Origin of the sequence: Carnobacterium sp. ISL-102 (assembly GCF_018612935.1) — a bacterium.
Taxonomy (GTDB): Bacteria; Bacillota; Bacilli; order Lactobacillales; family Carnobacteriaceae; genus Carnobacterium_B; species Carnobacterium_B alterfunditum.
Genome location: NZ_JAGGRF010000003.1, coordinates 367,332 through 385,263 on the forward strand (window position 1 = coordinate 367,332; position 17,932 = coordinate 385,263).

21 protein-coding genes and 2 pseudogenes are annotated in these 17,932 nt (G+C 33.5%); 4 read left to right on the forward strand and 19 right to left on the reverse strand.

Annotated features, from left to right (window positions below; all coding sequences use genetic code 11):
• Positions 1-87 precede the first annotated feature (87 nt).
• On the forward strand, positions 88-651 hold the full coding sequence (def, locus tag J7E16_RS03330; RefSeq protein ID WP_214888629.1) for a peptide deformylase: 564 nt from the start codon (positions 88-90) through the stop codon (positions 649-651).
• A gap of 113 nt (positions 652-764) precedes the next feature.
• Here def and J7E16_RS03335 read toward each other — a convergent pair.
• Positions 765-2,189 (reverse strand): annotated as a pseudogene (locus tag J7E16_RS03335) (6-phospho-beta-glucosidase).
• Positions 2,190-2,778: 589 nt separating this feature from the next.
• Between J7E16_RS03335 and J7E16_RS11395 the strand changes: the two are divergent.
• On the forward strand, positions 2,779-3,102 hold the full coding sequence (locus J7E16_RS11395; protein WP_251006038.1) for a UTRA domain-containing protein: 324 nt from the start codon (positions 2,779-2,781) through the stop codon (positions 3,100-3,102).
• 1,213 nt (positions 3,103-4,315) lie between these two features.
• Positions 4,316-4,414: pseudogene (locus J7E16_RS11610) on the forward strand (SEC-C metal-binding domain-containing protein); the annotation flags it as partial.
• Between the two features lie 236 nt (positions 4,415-4,650).
• Here the strand turns inward: J7E16_RS11610 and spxB are convergent.
• The 18 genes from spxB to J7E16_RS03435 all read right to left on the reverse strand — a co-directional run bounded on the left by spxB (position 4,651) and on the right by J7E16_RS03435 (position 17,061).
• Positions 4,651-6,432 (reverse strand): pyruvate oxidase, encoded by a 1,782-nt coding sequence (spxB, locus tag J7E16_RS03355; protein ID WP_214888633.1) that lies wholly within the window; start codon positions 6,430-6,432, stop codon positions 4,651-4,653.
• Between the two features lie 898 nt (positions 6,433-7,330).
• Positions 7,331-8,305, reverse strand: coding sequence for a hypothetical protein (locus J7E16_RS03360; protein WP_214888636.1), 975 nt, complete (start codon positions 8,303-8,305; stop codon positions 7,331-7,333).
• Positions 8,293-8,847 (reverse strand): Panacea domain-containing protein, encoded by a 555-nt coding sequence (locus tag J7E16_RS03365; RefSeq protein ID WP_214888638.1) that lies wholly within the window; start codon positions 8,845-8,847, stop codon positions 8,293-8,295. Before J7E16_RS03365 ends, J7E16_RS03360 begins: the two co-directional genes overlap by 13 nt.
• Positions 8,848-9,041: 194 nt before the next feature.
• Positions 9,042-9,326 (reverse strand): helix-turn-helix domain-containing protein, encoded by a 285-nt coding sequence (locus J7E16_RS03370; protein WP_214888640.1) that lies wholly within the window; start codon positions 9,324-9,326, stop codon positions 9,042-9,044.
• A gap of 693 nt (positions 9,327-10,019) precedes the next feature.
• Entirely contained in the window at positions 10,020-10,598 is a 579-nt protein-coding gene (locus tag J7E16_RS03375) for a hypothetical protein (protein WP_214888642.1), read from the reverse strand.
• Between the two features lie 224 nt (positions 10,599-10,822).
• Positions 10,823-11,209 carry a hypothetical protein gene (locus J7E16_RS03380; RefSeq protein ID WP_214888644.1) on the reverse strand — a complete coding sequence of 129 codons (387 nt, stop codon included), beginning with the start codon at positions 11,207-11,209 and terminating at the stop codon, positions 10,823-10,825.
• Positions 11,209-11,823, reverse strand: coding sequence for a hypothetical protein (locus tag J7E16_RS03385; protein WP_214888647.1), 615 nt, complete (start codon positions 11,821-11,823; stop codon positions 11,209-11,211). Before J7E16_RS03385 ends, J7E16_RS03380 begins: the two co-directional genes overlap by 1 nt.
• 36 nt (positions 11,824-11,859) lie before the next feature.
• The gene (locus J7E16_RS03390; RefSeq protein WP_214888649.1) at positions 11,860-12,150 is read right to left on the reverse strand and encodes a hypothetical protein; all 291 of its coding nucleotides are present in this window, start codon (positions 12,148-12,150) and stop codon (positions 11,860-11,862) included.
• Positions 12,147-12,644: a hypothetical protein gene (locus tag J7E16_RS03395; protein ID WP_214888652.1), complete on the reverse strand. Its 498-nt coding sequence runs from the start codon at positions 12,642-12,644 to the stop codon at positions 12,147-12,149. The genes J7E16_RS03390 and J7E16_RS03395 overlap by 4 nt, the downstream gene beginning before the upstream one ends.
• Positions 12,645-12,674: 30 nt before the next feature.
• Positions 12,675-12,857, reverse strand: coding sequence for a hypothetical protein (locus J7E16_RS03400; protein WP_214888655.1), 183 nt, complete (start codon positions 12,855-12,857; stop codon positions 12,675-12,677).
• A gap of 304 nt (positions 12,858-13,161) precedes the next feature.
• On the reverse strand, positions 13,162-14,721 hold the full coding sequence (locus tag J7E16_RS03405; protein ID WP_214888658.1) for an AICE element replication initiation protein: 1,560 nt from the start codon (positions 14,719-14,721) through the stop codon (positions 13,162-13,164).
• Positions 14,702-15,553: a bifunctional DNA primase/polymerase gene (locus tag J7E16_RS03410; protein ID WP_214888660.1), complete on the reverse strand. Its 852-nt coding sequence runs from the start codon at positions 15,551-15,553 to the stop codon at positions 14,702-14,704. The genes J7E16_RS03405 and J7E16_RS03410 overlap by 20 nt, the downstream gene beginning before the upstream one ends.
• Positions 15,554-15,847, reverse strand: a complete 294-nt coding sequence (locus J7E16_RS03415) for a hypothetical protein (RefSeq protein ID WP_214888662.1) — start codon at positions 15,845-15,847, stop codon at positions 15,554-15,556.
• 111 nt (positions 15,848-15,958) lie between these two features.
• Positions 15,959-16,117, reverse strand: a complete 159-nt coding sequence (locus tag J7E16_RS03420; protein ID WP_214888663.1) for a hypothetical protein — start codon at positions 16,115-16,117, stop codon at positions 15,959-15,961.
• A 1-nt stretch (position 16,118) separates the two neighbouring features.
• Positions 16,119-16,241: a hypothetical protein gene (locus tag J7E16_RS11495; protein ID WP_285439364.1), complete on the reverse strand. Its 123-nt coding sequence runs from the start codon at positions 16,239-16,241 to the stop codon at positions 16,119-16,121.
• 12 nt (positions 16,242-16,253) lie between these two features.
• Positions 16,254-16,484: a hypothetical protein gene (locus tag J7E16_RS03425; RefSeq protein ID WP_214888665.1), complete on the reverse strand. Its 231-nt coding sequence runs from the start codon at positions 16,482-16,484 to the stop codon at positions 16,254-16,256.
• A 49-nt stretch (positions 16,485-16,533) separates the two neighbouring features.
• The gene (locus tag J7E16_RS03430; RefSeq protein ID WP_214888668.1) at positions 16,534-16,812 is read right to left on the reverse strand and encodes a helix-turn-helix domain-containing protein; all 279 of its coding nucleotides are present in this window, start codon (positions 16,810-16,812) and stop codon (positions 16,534-16,536) included.
• Between the two features lie 30 nt (positions 16,813-16,842).
• The gene (locus J7E16_RS03435; RefSeq protein WP_214888671.1) at positions 16,843-17,061 is read right to left on the reverse strand and encodes a helix-turn-helix transcriptional regulator; all 219 of its coding nucleotides are present in this window, start codon (positions 17,059-17,061) and stop codon (positions 16,843-16,845) included.
• A 121-nt stretch (positions 17,062-17,182) separates the two neighbouring features.
• On the opposite strand from J7E16_RS03435, the gene J7E16_RS03440 reads away from it, so the two are divergent.
• Positions 17,183-17,893: a helix-turn-helix domain-containing protein gene (locus tag J7E16_RS03440; RefSeq protein ID WP_214888674.1), complete on the forward strand. Its 711-nt coding sequence runs from the start codon at positions 17,183-17,185 to the stop codon at positions 17,891-17,893.
• Positions 17,894-17,932: the final 39 nt, after the last annotated feature.

Genomic DNA, 17,932 nt, shown 5'->3' on the forward strand with positions numbered 1-17,932 from the left:
ACTGATAAAATAAATAAGAAGAAATAGATAACTAATTTTTCTTATTTAAAAAATTACTATATGAAATATCATTAGGAGTGAACATTTATGATTACGATGAAAGACATTATTAAAGAAGGCCATCCTACTCTAAGAATGGTAGCTAAAGAACTAACTTTACCGATCAGTGATGAAGAAAAACAATTAGGAAAAGATATGCTGCAGTTTCTTAAAAATAGCCAAGACCCAGAAATTGCTGAAGAGTACAACTTAAGAGCTGGAGTCGGCCTTGCAGCGCCGCAATTAGATATTTCAAAGCGCATGATTGCTGTTCATATCCCAGGCATCGAAGAAGAAACCGACGAACCAATCATTAGTACTGTTATGGTCAACCCAAAAATTATCAGCCATTCTGTTCAAAGTGCTTGTTTAACTGAAGGAGAGGGTTGCTTATCTGTTGATCGTGAAGTCCCAGGTTATGTCCCTCGTCACAGTCGGATCACAATTACTTACTTTGACTTAGAGGGCAATGCTCATAAAATGCGTTTAAAAAACTATCAAGCAATTGTTATTCAACATGAAATCGATCATATCAACGGAATTATGTTTTACGATCATATCAATGTAGATCAGCCTTTTAAAATCGAAGATGATGTGAAAGTTATTTCTTAATACTAAAAAACCATTCATGATAACTAATCATGAATGGCTTTTTTATGTTTATTTATCTATTTGATAGGAGCAGTTCAATTTAGGTCACAAGTTATCTTATAGGTCTTTCCATTCTATTCAACGACTTTTTTATACCAGTCAAAGGAATCTTTCTTACTGCATTCCATCGTTCTAATACCTTCGTTATCACGGTCGACATAAATCATGCCATAACTTTTTTTCATTTTTCCAGAAGTGAACGAAACGCTATCAATGATGCCTTAAGGTGTATAACCAATTAGTTCAACACCGTCGTCCGCTATTGCGATGCCCGTTTGTTTGATAGGTTCACACAAATAAGAAATACGAGCTTCATCATGAATACTGCCATCTTCTTCAACAGTATCAATCGCACCGAACCCATTTTCCAAAATAGATAGCGGAGGTTGATAACGATTCCAGAAACGATTCAACGTGTAACTCAACTCTATAGAATCAATCGTCCAACCCCAGTCACTAGCTTTTTTATATGGAATGTCTACTTGATAAGTAATCTTGCCATGAACATTAGCAGCTTAGTCATCGATTTATTCATTTTTATGATCCACTACATTAAACATATAGTAGCTGAAACCTAGATAATCCACTTTACCTTAGTCTAATATTTCAGCGTCACCCTCTTGAATAGGAACAGTCAAGCCATCGCGCTCAAATTCTTTCAGCGTATAGCTTGGATAATAGCCACGTACTTGTACAACTGGGAAGAAATAACGTAAATTCAACGATTCTTCAGCTAACATTACATCTTTTGGATTAGCCATTAACGGATAATCAGGTACATAAGACACCATCGCTCCAATTTGGAAATCAGGGTTGATTTCACGGCCAATTTTCACTGATAGAGCACTAGCTAGTAGGACATGGTGCGCTGCAGTGTACATCACTTCTTTAGCATTTTCACCTTCTTCAACTTAAACCCCAACGTTTGTCCATAAGAAAATAGGATTTGTATAGTCCATCATGTTATTTATTTCATTAAGCGTTATCCAGTATTTCACTTTATTCTTGTAGCGCTCAAAAACTACTTCAGCAAATTTAACGAAGAAATCGACTACTTTACGGTTTCTAAATCCACCATAAGTTTGTGCTAAGTGAAGCGGCATTTCAAAGTGAGTTAACGTAATGACCGGCTCAATGCTATTTTTCAATAATCCATCAAATAAATCATTGTAAAAATGAAGTCTCACTTCATTTGGTTCAGCTTCATCGCCTTTCGAGAAAATACGTGTCCAGTTGATAGACGTACGTAAAATGTTCAATCCCATTTCAGTGAACAATGCTACATCTTCTTCATAACGATTGTAAAAATCATTGGCTTCGTGATTCAGATAAAATTTACCTTCTTCAACCGTTTTGGTAATTTCACGTGGTTTACCCGCTGCACCAGCTGTCATCACGTCAGAGACACTTGGCTCTTTACCACCTTGATTCCAGCCACCTTCGAATTAGTGGGCTGCTAACACTCCGCCCCATAAGAAATTTTTTGGAAATTCAGACATTTTAATAGCCTCTTATTTTTTAATGGTTACAATAGTTCCTGTTGCTTCTTTCTTCTCTTCCCCACCGGTTAATTCACTAAATTCATTGTAAACTTTATCTACTTTGTTTCCAATAACGGATTTGAAATTGTCCGTTTTTTTTGAACTACATCAATAACTCTTGGCAGTTTATTCACAGACTGGACAATCTCGTCGTCTTCTTTTTAATACCAACCTTAAGCGATTAGCAAAGTGAGTCGAATTAGATATATTTTTTTCTCCACCAATTTCTTACAGGACCTGCTCAGCTAAATCGCGATTTTTATTCTCTTTCATGTTCTTACTCCTTTTTACATTTAATTGTATAGGTATAATTAAATCATTGTGATTACATCATGAATTATACCCATACACTTTACAAATGCCCTTACAATTTAAATTATGTTATAATTAACTGTAAAGGAGCAAAAGTGATGAACAAGTACCATGAAGTCGCAAAAAAATTAATAGTTACATTCAAGAAAATAATTTAACCCGTGGATATAAATTACTTACTCTCACTGAATTAGAAATCACATACAATGTCGGTAAAAATACTATTATTAAAGCATTGGAAATTTTAGAGTCCAATGGTGTAATTTACCAAGTCAGAGGCAGTGGCGCGTGTGTCCGTTACATCGAATCACGTCCGTTCTGTGTAGAAAAATCCTATTACCTCAAAACGGTCGTGCCTTATCTAAACAATGAAATTGCCAGTCAATCTATCTTCAACTATTTAACGAATGACTTAAAAATAAACATTCGTTTTTCAGATTTATTTATGCGTATCGGAAAATTAAACCAAGAAGAGGCAGCCTATTTACAGTTGGAAACACATGACCCCCTCTTTAATTATCGAAAGTATCTATTATTTAAGCAATGGTCGACCGTTTAACTATTCCAATATCAAATACCACCACGAAGACGCTCAGTTCTTTGTGCAAGGAAATAATTTTTAGTTTAAATTTGAATGATTAATATAAACAACTACTTTTCTAAAGGAGACAGACTATATGACAGAAGAACTTACTCCAGAAATGCGTGACGATCTATATGGCTATATCATTATTTTGCATAAGCCGGTCTTTTCTTTTACGGAGTGCTTAACAACTTATTCAAAAGAAGATATGATTGCACTATCTGATGAACTTCAGTATAAAGTGCGTCGCAGTAAAAAAAAAATCGTTATTGCCGAAGATTTTTTCAAAGAATTATCCTTAAAAAGCCAACGTCAATTATCTTATCAACCCAAAGAAATTCTTCACCTCTTAAAAGAATTGATGAATGGACCAAAAGAAATCGATTTCCTTCCTTTCTCTCGCAAAAATCCAGAATTGTTTGATTTGATTTATTTTCGCTGGGTATTCTTATTTTATTACGAAGATACTTATACCCTCGTACTGCCAAATGAGACCAAAGAGATGCTGAAAAATTTTATTGATGATCCTGATTTTAAAGAAAAACATAAAAGAAAAAGTCTGCTTCGTGGATATGCAGAGGCTTTTATGAACCTGTATGCCGCTTTTGAAACGGACTTTTTCTTGAAAGTATGGAATCAACACAACAAACAGTACCCATTAGACCTTAATGAATTATTGACTGAATTAATTGGGGTAGCTTGGTTTAATGAACGACTACGTTTTTCAGATAACTTAGAATATATTTTTGATAACTCTTTTTTAGATGAAAATGATGTACCTGACTTCTTATTGAGTTCTTCACACCACGATTATTACCAACCTACAAAAGCTGATATTGCCTATTTTGCTCACCATGAATTTGACGAGCGAACTGCTCAATATAAAAAAACGAGTCAATTTTTCGCTAAGAAGTTGAATTCACAAAAACTTAAAGATATCATGGATCTGATTATGATTTATATTAAATTGGATTTAGACATGCAAGGACTAGTTGGAGAACTAAACAGTGAATTTAGCATTGTTTTTGATAGCGTGAAAGACATAGAAGAATTTAGTTGCCTCTATTTAAACTTAAACAACCATTCGCGCAAATTGTCAAACAAAGGCCATACACCAACAGAAATAACTAAAAATTATAATAGAATATCCTCCGTTCCTAATAATGTGGTTCCTTTCACTAATAAGAAAACAGGAAAGCAAGAACCTATCCGAGTAAAAAAAGTTGGTCGAAATGAGCCTTGTCCGTGTGGTAGCGGTAAAAAATACAAACAGTGTCACGGAAAGTAACTATTAGCAAAAAACCAACAAGCAATTTTCTGCTTGTTGGTTTTTTACATAAATCTTTTACTTTTTCCAAAGTTGGAGCTAAAACGTCATTCTCTCTTCCTTTTGAATACAAAATCAAAATCTCTGTTAAGAGTGCCCAACTATTTCACAAAATTCTGCCTAACAAAAAAAGGTGAGTCACCACTTTAACATGGTGACTCACCTTTTTATTAAAAACTAAGTGATATCCAAAAAGATTATTTAGATACTTTAGATTCTAAACCTTCAGCTTTTAAGAATTCACTAAATGGCACTAATTCTTCAGCTTCATATTTTTCTTTGTAAGCTTTAATTTCTTCTGCACTGTACAATTTAGAGTCTAATTTCAATGTTTCTACTGGAATTGGACGTTCTTTTGTAATTTTAGCATCGATTACTACTGTTTTACCTTCTTTAGAAGCTTTAACAGCATCAGCCATTACTTGATCCATATCCTCAATACGTCTTACTGTGAAACCAACTGCTCCTTGTGCATCTGCAATTTTTGCGTAGTCTACATCAGTAAATTCAGTACCAAAAGTATTTTTGTTTGTATCTTCGTATTTGTTCTTGATGAACCCGTATTCAGTGTTTGTGAACACTACATTGATAACAGGTAGGTTGTAACGTACGTTAGTAACAACATCTGGGTAGTTCATAGAGAACGCACCATCACCCATTAAGTTCCAAGCTTGACGATCAGGATATGTGTTCTTAGCAGCAATACCACCAGGAAGTGCAATACCCATAGAAGCAAACAATGGAGAAGTTCTCCACATATTTTTAGGAGTCATGTGTAAGTGACGAATAGATGTTTGAGTTGAGTTCCCAACATCAATTGAATAGATTGCATCTTTATCAGCGTGTTTGTTGATAGCATTGTATACTTGATAAAGTTGTAATGGACCATTTTCTTTTGTTTCCAACTTGGTCATGTAGTCACGCCAGTTTTGAATATTTTTCAAGTTAGCATTCCACCAAGCAGATTCTGCAACAGGTGCTACTTTTTCAAGTAATGAATGAACTGCTTCACCAGCATCTCCAAGAATAGCAACATCTGCATTATGGCGTTTACCAAGCATTGTTGGGTTGTTATCAATTTGGATGAAGTTTTCAACATTTGCGAAAGTGTTTTCTACTTCAGCAAATGGGAAGTTTGAACCAACGAAAAGAACGGTATCTGCTTCTTTAACAGCTTCATTAGCTGGTTTCCAACCAACACGATATGTTGAACCAGTTAACCCTTCAAAGTTGTAATCGAAAGTTTCAAAGTTTTTACCAGTTGTAATAACTGGAGCTTTAAGTTTACGAGATAATTCTTGAACTGCTGGACCATGTCCCATAGTTCCGATACCTGCATAAATAACAGCACGTTTAGAATTGTTTAATACTTCAACTGCTGCATCGATATCTGCTTCGTTGATTGCAGAAGAAACGAAATCACGGTAGCTGTGACCAGATGAGTAAAATGCATCGTTATCGATTTCATGGTAACCGAAATCACCAGGTACTTCTAATACGGCTACTCCACGTTTAGAAATAGCAGTACGAATCGCGTCGTCAATCAATTTTGGTAATTGTTCAGCATAAGCAACACGGCGGTTGTACACTGCAATATGATCAAACATTGGATTTTGGTTCAATTCTTGGAACGCGTCCATATTCAATTCTCTTTGAGGGCGAGATCCCAAAATAGCTAAAACTGGAGTATTATCCATCGCTGCGTCATAAAGACCATTGATTAAATGAGAGGCACCGGGACCACCCGAACCAACACAAACACCCAATTCTCCTCCAAATTTCCATTGCATTACGGCTGCCATTGCTCCAACTTCTTCATGTTTTACTTGAAGGAATTTGATATCTGTTTCTTTTTGATCACCTAAAGCTTCCATTAAAGGGGCTAGAGTTCCTGAAGGGATCCCATAAATTGTATCTATTCCCCATCCTGCCATCACTTTTAGTGACGCTGTACTAATGTTAGTTTTTCCATCTGTCATTTTAAAAATCCTCCTAAATTAATTTTATAAAAATAAATTTATGTACAATTTTAACATGTTTAAATTAAGCATCAAGTTTTACTTCCCATTAAAATGCATTTCTGTGAATAAATATACAGATTTCCAATCTAATCTAAATAACAACTCAAAAAATCATCATTTATTCTACATATTTATAATTGAAAATAATAAATAGTTCAACTTTCGCAGTTAAAAATTAGCACCTAATCTGTAGAACAAAAAAATTTATGATAATTTTCTCTTCACACAATTATACGAAATACTACACTTGTTTCACACAATACACTTATATTATTATTTTTTTCTAACCGATAATCTTCTAAATTATTTATTAGGTATCTAACTGTCCTTCATTATTTTTTAACATACTTCGTATTTATTGTGAAAAAGATTTCATTTAGGTTTATTGATTTAATAGATACTGACTAAGGCTCTATTTAACTAGTAAAGTGATTTTATTGTTTATATGAATACTAAATAAGTTTCCGTTTGACTAATAAATGGATTTATTAATTAAATGAGTGCCTAACAAGTTTCCGTTTGACTAGTAATGTAAATCTATCGAATAAGCAATCCCTAAACAATCTTCTCAAGACAAATTTCAATAAATAAAAAGCGTTGATATAAATCTTTTATATCAACGCTTCAACAAACAACTATTAAATTTAAGTATGGAGTCTACGGGTTTAGCAAGTCAGTATTTAATCAATTTCAACTACTAACAAATACATTGTTTATTATATAGTAGAAACTTTTTAGACTATCAAGCAATTTCAAACGATTTAAATTAATTAGACGTGCAAGTAGACGTGAAAATATCCACGGGGAACGGTGGTTAAGAATTATATACTATGAACGAGTACATTCTATCTGTTATTTAAGGTAGAGTACTTTTTTTAAAAATTTTAATAATTAAAAAAACTAAAGTAGCAATTATTATAATTGAAATAATACCAAATAATGCGTAACCATTCAACAGATTACTTGCAGAATTAGTAATTCCACTTGATTTACCAACCATTATCAATGTACCTAATAAAAAGAATAATACGATTATACTGATCACAATTAAATATGTAGCATGTCTATCTGCAAAACTATGTTTATTTTTACAATCATCGCCAGGTAAGCACCCACAAGATTTTATAGGCTTGTCAATCAATTTACCTACCCACTGCATCATTGCGTATGTGAAAGAAGTAAGAGCAATCATTACAGCGGAGGATGTCATAATAGTTTTACCCAAAGATGTATTATTTGCAATAAGTGCCACCGAAGTAGATAAAGCTTCAAAACCTCCAAATAATCCAAAAATTAGAGCTGAAAAAATCCCTAAGATACCTACAAATTCAGATAAAAGTTTATCCTTAGTCTTACTCATTTCTTCATTTAGAGCCCTACTATCTTTTATAAATTCTTTAGACCTACTTTCAGTCTCACTAACAATTGTTTTTATACCATTGACTTCTTTTCTAGCGCTAAGAACTTCAGCATTTAAATTTTCAATATTATCTTGTATGTATTCTTTTTGTTCTTTTGAAAGTTTATAGTGGCCTTTAAACTTATCTGCAAATATTAAGATGTTTTTTTCATTTGGTTCTTCGCTTAATTCTATAATTTTTTGTAAATTTTCATTTAGCACTTCGTTGTCTTCTGTGTAACCTTCAGAGGATACGAATACATATTTTGCAATAATATCATACCGTATTCTTGTTAGCTTTCCATCTATAATGAAATTTTCACAAATTAGTTTATATAATAGACTATAAGATTCCTGCGGATTAGCATCGCCAGAAATCTTATAGTCTAAAAGAGTCTTAAATATAAGTTCATGCATATTTACCTTTTCCATAATTGTTCCTCGTAGTGACTTTCGAAATACTTTTTAATTTCTTCATTACTATATTCTATACCTTGTAATCCTAACAAAATATTTGTTGCGTCTTCTCTCCATATATCATGTTTATGAGTTTGTTCTACCAAATAAAACGAATCATATCCAGCAAATACAGGAACAGTTTCGTCAAGAATATATTTATCATCAATATTAATTTTATCTGATGTGTACTCTTCTATTATATAAGTGTTAATGAAGTTTGGTGTCTCCCCTTCATAAGGAGTTCTTATGATTTTACCTATATCTTCAGTTCTAATACTTGAAGCACCATGAGATTTATATTCATGGTAAACAGTTGGGACTACTGGACCATATTTCCATTTTTGAAGATTTTCATCAAACAACGGCAAATCACTCTCAACTAATGATTGTGCTTGTAAGTAGTACATAATTTTTTGAAGCTTTAAATTATTTAATTCATGTCCATTTTCTGTACAGAAAGTTATGATGTAGTTGGCTATATACATTGGATGATAGGGTTTTTTTGTATGTTCCATAAAAAATCCTCCTTTTTTAGTCACCTATCTATAGTATCACAATAAAAGGATAAATAATCAAAAAATCTAACTTTTAAAATATATTTACTTATCCACCTCCCCTTAATCTTACGTCAAAAATCTTGTTCCTCATAGTTTGATCCTTTAAACTACCACAAGAAGCGTTCATGAGTGTTGAAAATCCTCTTAGCTGATTATTCCTCTTTTTTATATACGCCTGCTAACCATTTATCTAATTCATAACGATTAAAGCGGTAAATACGACCTACGTTAACACCTGGAATTTCTTTTTTATCCAACATCTCTTTAATAGTAGGTTCGCTGACACCGATGTACTTGGAAGCTTCCTTCATAGTCATCGCTGGGCTTTCAGCATCATATTTCTTGATAATTTCTATTTGTATTTCTTGAAGCAGCTCACGCAATTGAGTTTTATTCGTAACAATCAAATCGTCCGATACTTGTAATTGAATTGACATGGTTTAGACCTCCTAAATTGATTTTACTCAATTGTACTTCTTTTTTTATTTTAATACATACAAGCAGAGCTTTCCAATTTGGTAACCCCTTCTTTTTAGATATTTTCTATAACTTATGCGTTAAACTGTTTTCACATACATTTGATTAAAGAAATAGATCAGCGGAATTTTCCGCCGAATGAATTTTTGGTACTAGTTATTTCATAAAACATCTTCACATAATAGGTCTGTCCAGTTTTGGACAACCCTTTCTTTTTAGATATATCCATCTTAAGAATGGTTTTAGTTGGGCTGAATTTTCGCCTTATCTTCTCAAGACGACCTAGCGAATCGCTACTCCAGCTATTAAAAAGCTCAAATACGCAAACCTTTCATGCCTGTAAAGTCTATTCTAACGCCATTTCAAACTATAATACGGGTTAGTGTACGCAAACCGTTCTTAAAAGCCACGATACAAACTTACATTTTAGCCGATAGAGAAGCCTACCCCTTAGAATAAAAAAAGACCGTCCGTTTAAGGACAGTCGCATAAGTTTGGGCTTACAGTAGAAAGGAGAAAAGCTACATGCCCGACCTCTTAAAAATTTACATATAATTGAATGCTCTGTTAAACAAAACATCTATACAGTGCTTCTTAGACGCATTTTAATGCCATTTAAAAAGAAATCATGGTCAGTTATCCATTTAACTTCTTTAATTTTTAATTGTCATTGTGTGGCCACGTATATATCCTTTTTCTTTAATGCTTTCTACTACTTTTTCTGCAAAATATTCATCCAGGACACTAATATCATTAATCAATCTTAAAAATCTTTTATTTTGGTTGTATTGTTCGCTTTCAGATTGCTGGTATGCCTTCCAATATTCTAAGCTGTTAGGTTTAGCCAATCTCATTCGTGCTGATGGATCTCCACTCTTAGCCATTTCTTCTAATTCAATTTGCTGATTTTTAATTCTTTCGGCGTGTTTTTGGTCGATTTCTGACTTTTTTAATCGCAGTCGCTCTATTTCTTCGGCAGTTTTCACTTCTTTTATCTGATGTCTTTTAGCCATTTTATCAAGACGTTGCTTTTCATTGTAATTGGTATCTTTTTCCCACTCTTTGCGTTTGTTTTTTCGGCCATGTTTAGCACATACATCACTACAATATTTTTTATTTGGGAAGATTGTTTCATAAGATTGGTTACATACAGTACAGTTTAAAATCATTATTTTGCTCGCTCCTTTCTTTAATAAAACAAGAGCATAAAGTATCAACAAAGGTACTTTCAAAGCCTAATACGTCCATTTTAAGCCTATGGTGGCTTGCTGATACGTTATGACACAAGAAAATATGTACAGTTACAGCGTGAAGCACGAAATAGGGGACACCTAGGGGGGGCATGCCCCTCCTAATAATCTCGTCTACTAACTGCCTTCACTGTCACTAATACTTATATTTATTTATTTTATTTTATTTAAATATTTTTACGATACTTTTAATCTAACTTATTTATTTATTTTTTTATTTTATTTAACATGCTTCTATAGGCGTTCTTTTTCGCTTCTTCTTCAGTACTATTCAATCCATTTTGTTTTCTAATCTTTGCTTCAAGTTCTTTATCTGCTTTGGCTTTAGCTTCCTTGATTTCCTTTGCAGCTGTGGCCTCTTTATCTTGTCTTACCTTATCACCTGCTTTAGCTAATAGGCCAGTCAGTTCTTTATCTCTAGCTGCTTGTGCTGCTGCTGCCACTTCCCTAATCTTCCGTTGATTCTCTGCACGTTCTTCTTCCGCGCGTTGGGCTCCTGCATAGATTGCACCCAAATCTAGTATGCCACCATCTCTTGCTAGTTGATCCGCAAGACGGTTACTGTTATCAATGTGTTGTTTGATTTCACTCATTATTTATTCCCTCTTTCGTTTGTGTAATTTATAAGCTGTTGGCTTTGGTATTGTCTATAAATGTATTCTATCCATTGTACAAGTGTGTAATCTTGATATTTATCTTCTAAGTTATCTAAGTGCACTTTAACGCCTTTTGCTGTTGTTGTTTCTGCATTGTCCTTTAGGATATCGTGCTGCAAGTTGTGTAGTATCTCTTGTCCTTTTTGAAGGACTGGTGCAACTTCTTCTTGTATCTCTGCCAATTCTTTTAGCAATTCCCCTGCTCTTAATTTTTTAGAATGATTCAGTTTGTCCAATGATGATTTAATGCGAGTACTATATGCCTTGTGTTCTTCTTTGCTAATGTATGGGTTATCTTTAATTTCATCAATCTTATCTAAATAAAATTCAGCAACATCTTTTGCGTCCCGAAAGTCTTGATTAGCTTTAGCAAAAACGCTTGCTTTTGCGTCTTTTTTCGCTTTAATTACAGCCATTCTAGCTTCTTTCTCATTCGCTTTTGCAGTTTCCACTTCTTGAAGATGCGCTTCTAGTTTTTTGTTACCCTCTTTCAAAATTGCTTGTAATTCTTCATCAATTTTGTTTAATTCTTGCATAATTTCTTTAGTCATTTTTTATATTCTCCTTTTGTTTTTAATTTATTTAGTTTAACAAGGTATTTCTTTGTCATTATCTATAACAAGTTTAGATTCTATCCTTCTTCTATTAGAGCCATATTGATGATAAGTTAGGCCAGTTTGTTCAGCCATCTCTTTATCTGTATAAGGCTTATCAGGATAGTAATACTTTTGCATTAAGAACTCTCTTTCTTCTTCTGTTAGTTGCTTTAGACCGGCATACAATGGCTTTAACAACCTTTTATCTAAGTCACTCATTCCCTCAACTCTTTTACGCCATACCATTAAGCTATGATTACTTACTTGCCGCCTCATTCTCATACACCCAATACCTCCAACATATTAGAAAAATCAGTAAGTTTTTCTTCATTTGATTTGTTAGATCCCACACGATACATAGTTGCTTTTTCTTGTTTGAAACAATGGTTTGCAGCTTCTTCTATCTCTTTCACTTCATCAATGATTAAGCTATCTAATCTATCATTCAAGCCCTCATAATCGTACTTATAACGGTTTGTAAAATAATTTCTATCCAAACTATTCAAGCCATTTAAGAAGTGATTAAAGTGTTTTAGTTTAAACTGCAACGTCTTAATATGCTTTTCGGCCAATGTGATAGCATCCACGTGGTCTATAACTTCTGCTTCTAATTTAAAGGCCACCGACTGCATTTTTTCATACCTTACTTGAACACCGGTATAAAAGTTTTTATGTTTAAACTCTTTTTCAGATTCTTCGATACGTTCTTTCGCTCTATCAATCCTTTTTTGAATATAAAAATAAGTAGAAATTAAGTCATCATCAATCTTTGCCAATAACCACCACCTCCAAGATTTAAAAGCCTGTTATTTCAATTTAATGTAGTAGCCACTTTCTATAAAAGGAGAATTGGTTTTCTTATCACAGTGTGCAACTCTTGATCCATCTACCATGCCATGATAATGATACTTAGAACAAAATGGGCACCATACTTTTACTTGATATTTTGTTGTAGGTTCCGCTAGTAATATGGGTTGTTTATTTTTCATTGGTCAGCTCCTTATTTTAAATAATAGGGTAGGTATAGAATGAATAGGGCAGGTATAGGGCGGACTATTTTTAACGTGTCTACCCTGTTTTTTTGTTGTTATGTCAGCGTTACTACTCAATAGGGTAGACAGGGAGGGTTTTTTCGCCTTTACTATTACCCTTACCCTATATATATTTATTATTAAAATATTTCTTTTATATAAAATACCTACCCTACCTGCCCTATTTACTCGAAACCCTTGATATATATAAGTTTGAAACAGGGAGGGTATGCAATTCAAACCTACCCTGTACCCTCCCTGTCTACCCTGCCATTTCTTTAGTTGTTAAAACAAGCAAATGTTTTCCATTTGAACGGGCTTCACTCCACTCGATGCCCTTAGTTGCCATTAAAGGTGCAATTCTTCTCAATCTACCTTTTACTTGATTATATTTAGGCCATGCCCTGTTATAAATGGTATCCTCACTTGGTAGATTATCAGCCAGTTTTTTCAATAACTCGCTTGAAGTACCTCTCCATGATGTCAGCTTATCAGTGGCTAACTGTTCCATCATTTCAACTACTGCTAAAGCGAAAGGATCGCTATTTATGGATTGCTCCACACCTGCCACTTGATTATCTGAATAAATAGTTTGCCAGTAATCATCTTCCCAATTTAGGGCTTCCGAACTTTCTGCGATAAAGCGGCCAAAATCTATCATTCTTGAATAAGAAGATGTATCTTTTCCTTTATTTCTAAGTCCTGTACTTACAGCATTTACAAGCGAACCTAAAATATAAGGATAATCTTTTTTGAAAGCCGACCATATTTCATATTCTGTTTTCTTTTCTTCTGATTTAAGTCTAGGAGTTTCAATAAAAATTGTCCTGCTAACTAAATCCTGTCGCTTAGAAATTTCATCAATACCATTTAAGATAACGACTTTTTTCAAATCCACTATAATTTCATCAGAATTAGTATAAAGACGTCTAGTGGTCATTACGCCGCCTGTACTAACAATACACAACAAGTCTGATCCCTCTTTTGATATACCACTTAAATTATCAAACGCCATAAGATATTGACTAGTTGCTGCAAGTGGTATTTCATTCATATTTATTTCTTTTTTGAGCAAATCTTTTTGCTTTGCGGGATCTATGAATTTTCTGATTAAACGAGTGTTCATTGATTTTCCTGTTCCCGCCTCACCTGTAAAATTAATTAAAGGCTTCGGCATACTTGGTCTAAATGAAGCTAAAAGGAAGGCTACAGTCATGTTAAAATCTTCCATCTTGTCAAAGTTCAAATAGTTACCTAACTTCATATAATCATTTGTATTTTCCAGTATTGGTATAGGAATTTCGTCCATATCGTCCATTCTTCTGAATAAAACGGGGCTTTCATCTAATATCTTGAATCCATCAGCATTTATTTCTAATGTTTGTCGTTTCTCATTACATAGATCAATGTAGATGCTATTATCTTTTTCTGCGATTCTTAAATAGATGTCTACTCTAAAACCTCTAAAGAAAGCAACTGAATCAATAGAAGAAATGGCAGTTTTAATATCGCCATCTGATAAAACAGTATTTTCTGTTCGTTCAAACAAGTAAATCAACCAATGTTTAAAGGTTTTTGAATCTGTCCTAACAATCTCACTGTATTTCCCTAAATCAATTTTTACATAAGCTAGATTCTCGCTAGTATAGTAGAATGCTTTTATATTATTTAAAGCTAACATTTTAGCCTTTTTCGCTTTTGCTACACGACCACCACTGTCTTCACTTCCGGTTACTTCTTTAATACTTTCTATTTCTGTATCTACTTTTTTTAACAATGAAACCATTTCTTCATTTTCTATCTCAATCACTCCTTTCTGCATGTGCCATTTTTTGTTGCTCCCGTTTCGTTATGCTCAAAACGATTTTATTTAGTTCACTATCAGAAATAGGCTTATCAACAAAATTTTCATTCACTAACCTTATCCACTCATAAGCAACTGTATAGCTCATACCTAATGAAATCATTCGTCCGTACTGCTGCGTTATCCATGAATTTCTAGACCCTTTTAGGGTTCCAGCCATTAATTCAGTCATAAACTTAGCAGTATAAAAAGTTTTAGGCTTTCCATTATCATTGAAATTAAGGGTATATGCGGTATTTGACTTGTTCCCTTGCTGTTTACTTGTAATGGCATTTAATAGCCATTGAGGGCATGGTTTAATGTCTGATAGGCTACCAGACTTTAAAACGTATTCTCCAATAGAACCATCTTTTAATTTCTTCCTTGATGATGGTGCTGTAACTTTAGTTGTCAAAAGTTCAATGCCGTTTCTAAAGTTACTATCATTCTCAATGGTCAAGTTTGATGGATAGGAGTAGAAAGCGTGAAAACCTTTACCGCGAGGAGTTTTTACTATTACAGCGTCCTCTAGGCTATTACCGTTGGTTAGGCTGGCTAGTTCTTTTATAACCTCGCCTGTTTCGTCGTGATCGTCTATGTCTAAAACTAAGACGTTACTGTCCTTCAATGATATTCCTATACTAATTAAAGGATCTTTCTCAAACCAATCTAAGATGGTCTGTTGGTCTTGCGTGGCGTCCAACTCTCCTCTACTACCTTTCAAAGGAATGTTAGTCATGGGGGCGAGCTTATAGATTTTAAAAGTCTTAGATAACTCCAACGCTTCAATTAAAAGAGATTCATAAGCCATTTAATCACCTGCTTTTTCTTCCCATTTCATTTCCGTAATTTGTTTAATCATTTGATCATTTAGTTCAGTTGAATCTTCTAAAAAGTCATACAAAATGTTTAACAGGCTTTCGGTTCGACTACTTACACGTTCAAGCTCATAAAGAGCGATATTTTCTCTACCTTCAACTTTGCTATAATCAATAATTGCATTAAACGTGTCCTGAATAGATCCTAAAATTGCTTTTGAGTGCTCATTTTTCACAATATTATCTTCAGCATGGTTTTCTAATTTAATTAGTATTTCTTTTGTCATTGTTAAACTCTCCCTTTTTGTCTAGTAATTACATCGTACTTGATATATAATAGAGAGTAATCGATACCCTATATTGATAGAAGTACCTTTTATACCCTACTTGCCTTTAGCTCACTCCCCAGTGCTAGTTAAAGGTTTTTTTTGCTCTTTTTTAATATAATTAATAACTGCTTCTAACTCTTTTCTTGAAACGGTAACCATTACCATTTCTGGATAGTTCCAAAGCTCGAACTTCAAACTTTCAAATGCCTTCTTTTCTGTTGGTGTCATATCATTTCTCCTCCTCTAATAAAACTTCCATCAATAATTTGTAGCCAGTTTTGAAACCGTAATACGAAACAAAACCCAAAAACCACCCAATTATTAGAGATGCCGCAATTGCTGTGTTTAACATTGTTTTACCCTCCTAAATACTTTTAATTACTTTGCGCAACGTATTTTTTTCGTATTCACTTACGCGGATATGTTCAATCACTTCCTGCATTTCATTCGCTACACTAATTGAATCACGTTCCCCGTTTTTAAATTCTTCTAACAAATCATCTAACTCACTAATAAATAACTCTGTTGTATCGTTTATAGAATTAAACATCTCAACTACCTTATATTGTTGTTCTACTTTTTCATGTAAATTCATTATTATTTCCTCCTAATATTCTTTTTATACCCGTTCCCCAACGGCCTATTTATATTTGATTTTCTTTTAAGAAACGATTGATTTCAGTTTTAGAAATTAGTGTAATCCCTTCAACTGTTGCAATCTTTAACCCTTTAGATCTCCATAATTGGAGTGTTCCGTATGAAATATTCAGCCACTCACACGCTTCTTTTTGTTTCAGCCACTCTTTACCGTGACTATCTTCTAATTTTTTAGCCGTTGCAATAGCGTCCCTGGCTGCAATAGTTAGCATTGCTGTAAAGTCTTTTTGGAAACTATCTTCAATGTCAAAACTGACTTGTGCCATATTCAGTCCTCCTTTATTTGATCGCAAGAATCATTTCCCAACTTTTTGGTTAAAAAAAATTTTTTCTAAACTTATCTCTGGAATAACTTTTGCAACCTCATTTTTAAAGATAATTTTTTCTTCATCAGTAAATGGTGTTCTTCCATTTTCTTTATTCCAATAAGACTGGCGGGAGATATTAAATAATTTTGCCATATCTGATTGCTTCATACCTGCAATTCGACGATAACCACTTATAATATCTTTCATTTCAACCCTCCTCTATTTATTACAGGAATCATTTCCCAACTCCTTGACCTTAGTATAAGCTCAAGCTATAATAAAGTCAAGAATCAAATCCCAACTTTTTTTTCAGAAAGAAGGTATAACATTGAACAATAAAGCTATTGGTATGCGTATTAAAAATATAAGATTAAAGTTAGGTATGACTACCGAGAAATTTGCACAAGCATTTCAAGAACAACCTCCTTCAAAGGGAACCATAAGTAAATGGGAAAATGGGCATTATCTACCTAACAACGAACGTTTAAAAAGAATAGCTGAACTAGGTGAAACTACTGTTGATTTCATTCTTTATGGATCTTTAGATGGTTACGCTAGAAACTTGCTAAAAGAGTTAGAGAAAGAATTAAATGAAGATGATTCAATTACTGATGAAGTAGCTGCTTCAATAATCAGTGATATAGAAGGAAGATTGTTTCCAAAATATTTCCCTCATGATTATAAGGATCGTGAGAGTTTAGAAAAAGAATTTAATGACTATAAAAAAAGTGCTATTGAATTATGGACTAATTACGAAAGAATAGATCTCGAGATAGCTTCAAGAATAAGCCATCAAATAAGTAGTGATATAAACGATAATAAAAAATATTTTTATGATACCACTTATAAAAAAGATGGAGAACAAGGAAAAAAAGTCTCAACTCGTGCTGATGAAATTGTTAGAAGGCTTGAAAAGTTAGATAGGTTCCAACGTGCTTATATAGATGGCCTTCGTTATTTAGATGACAAAAAAGTGGTTAAAGAATTAGATAAAGTAGACAGTTATACTGATAAAATAAACACTACTATAATTTTATAATAAACAACCTCTTACATACCCGTTCCCCGTGGTAAAGAG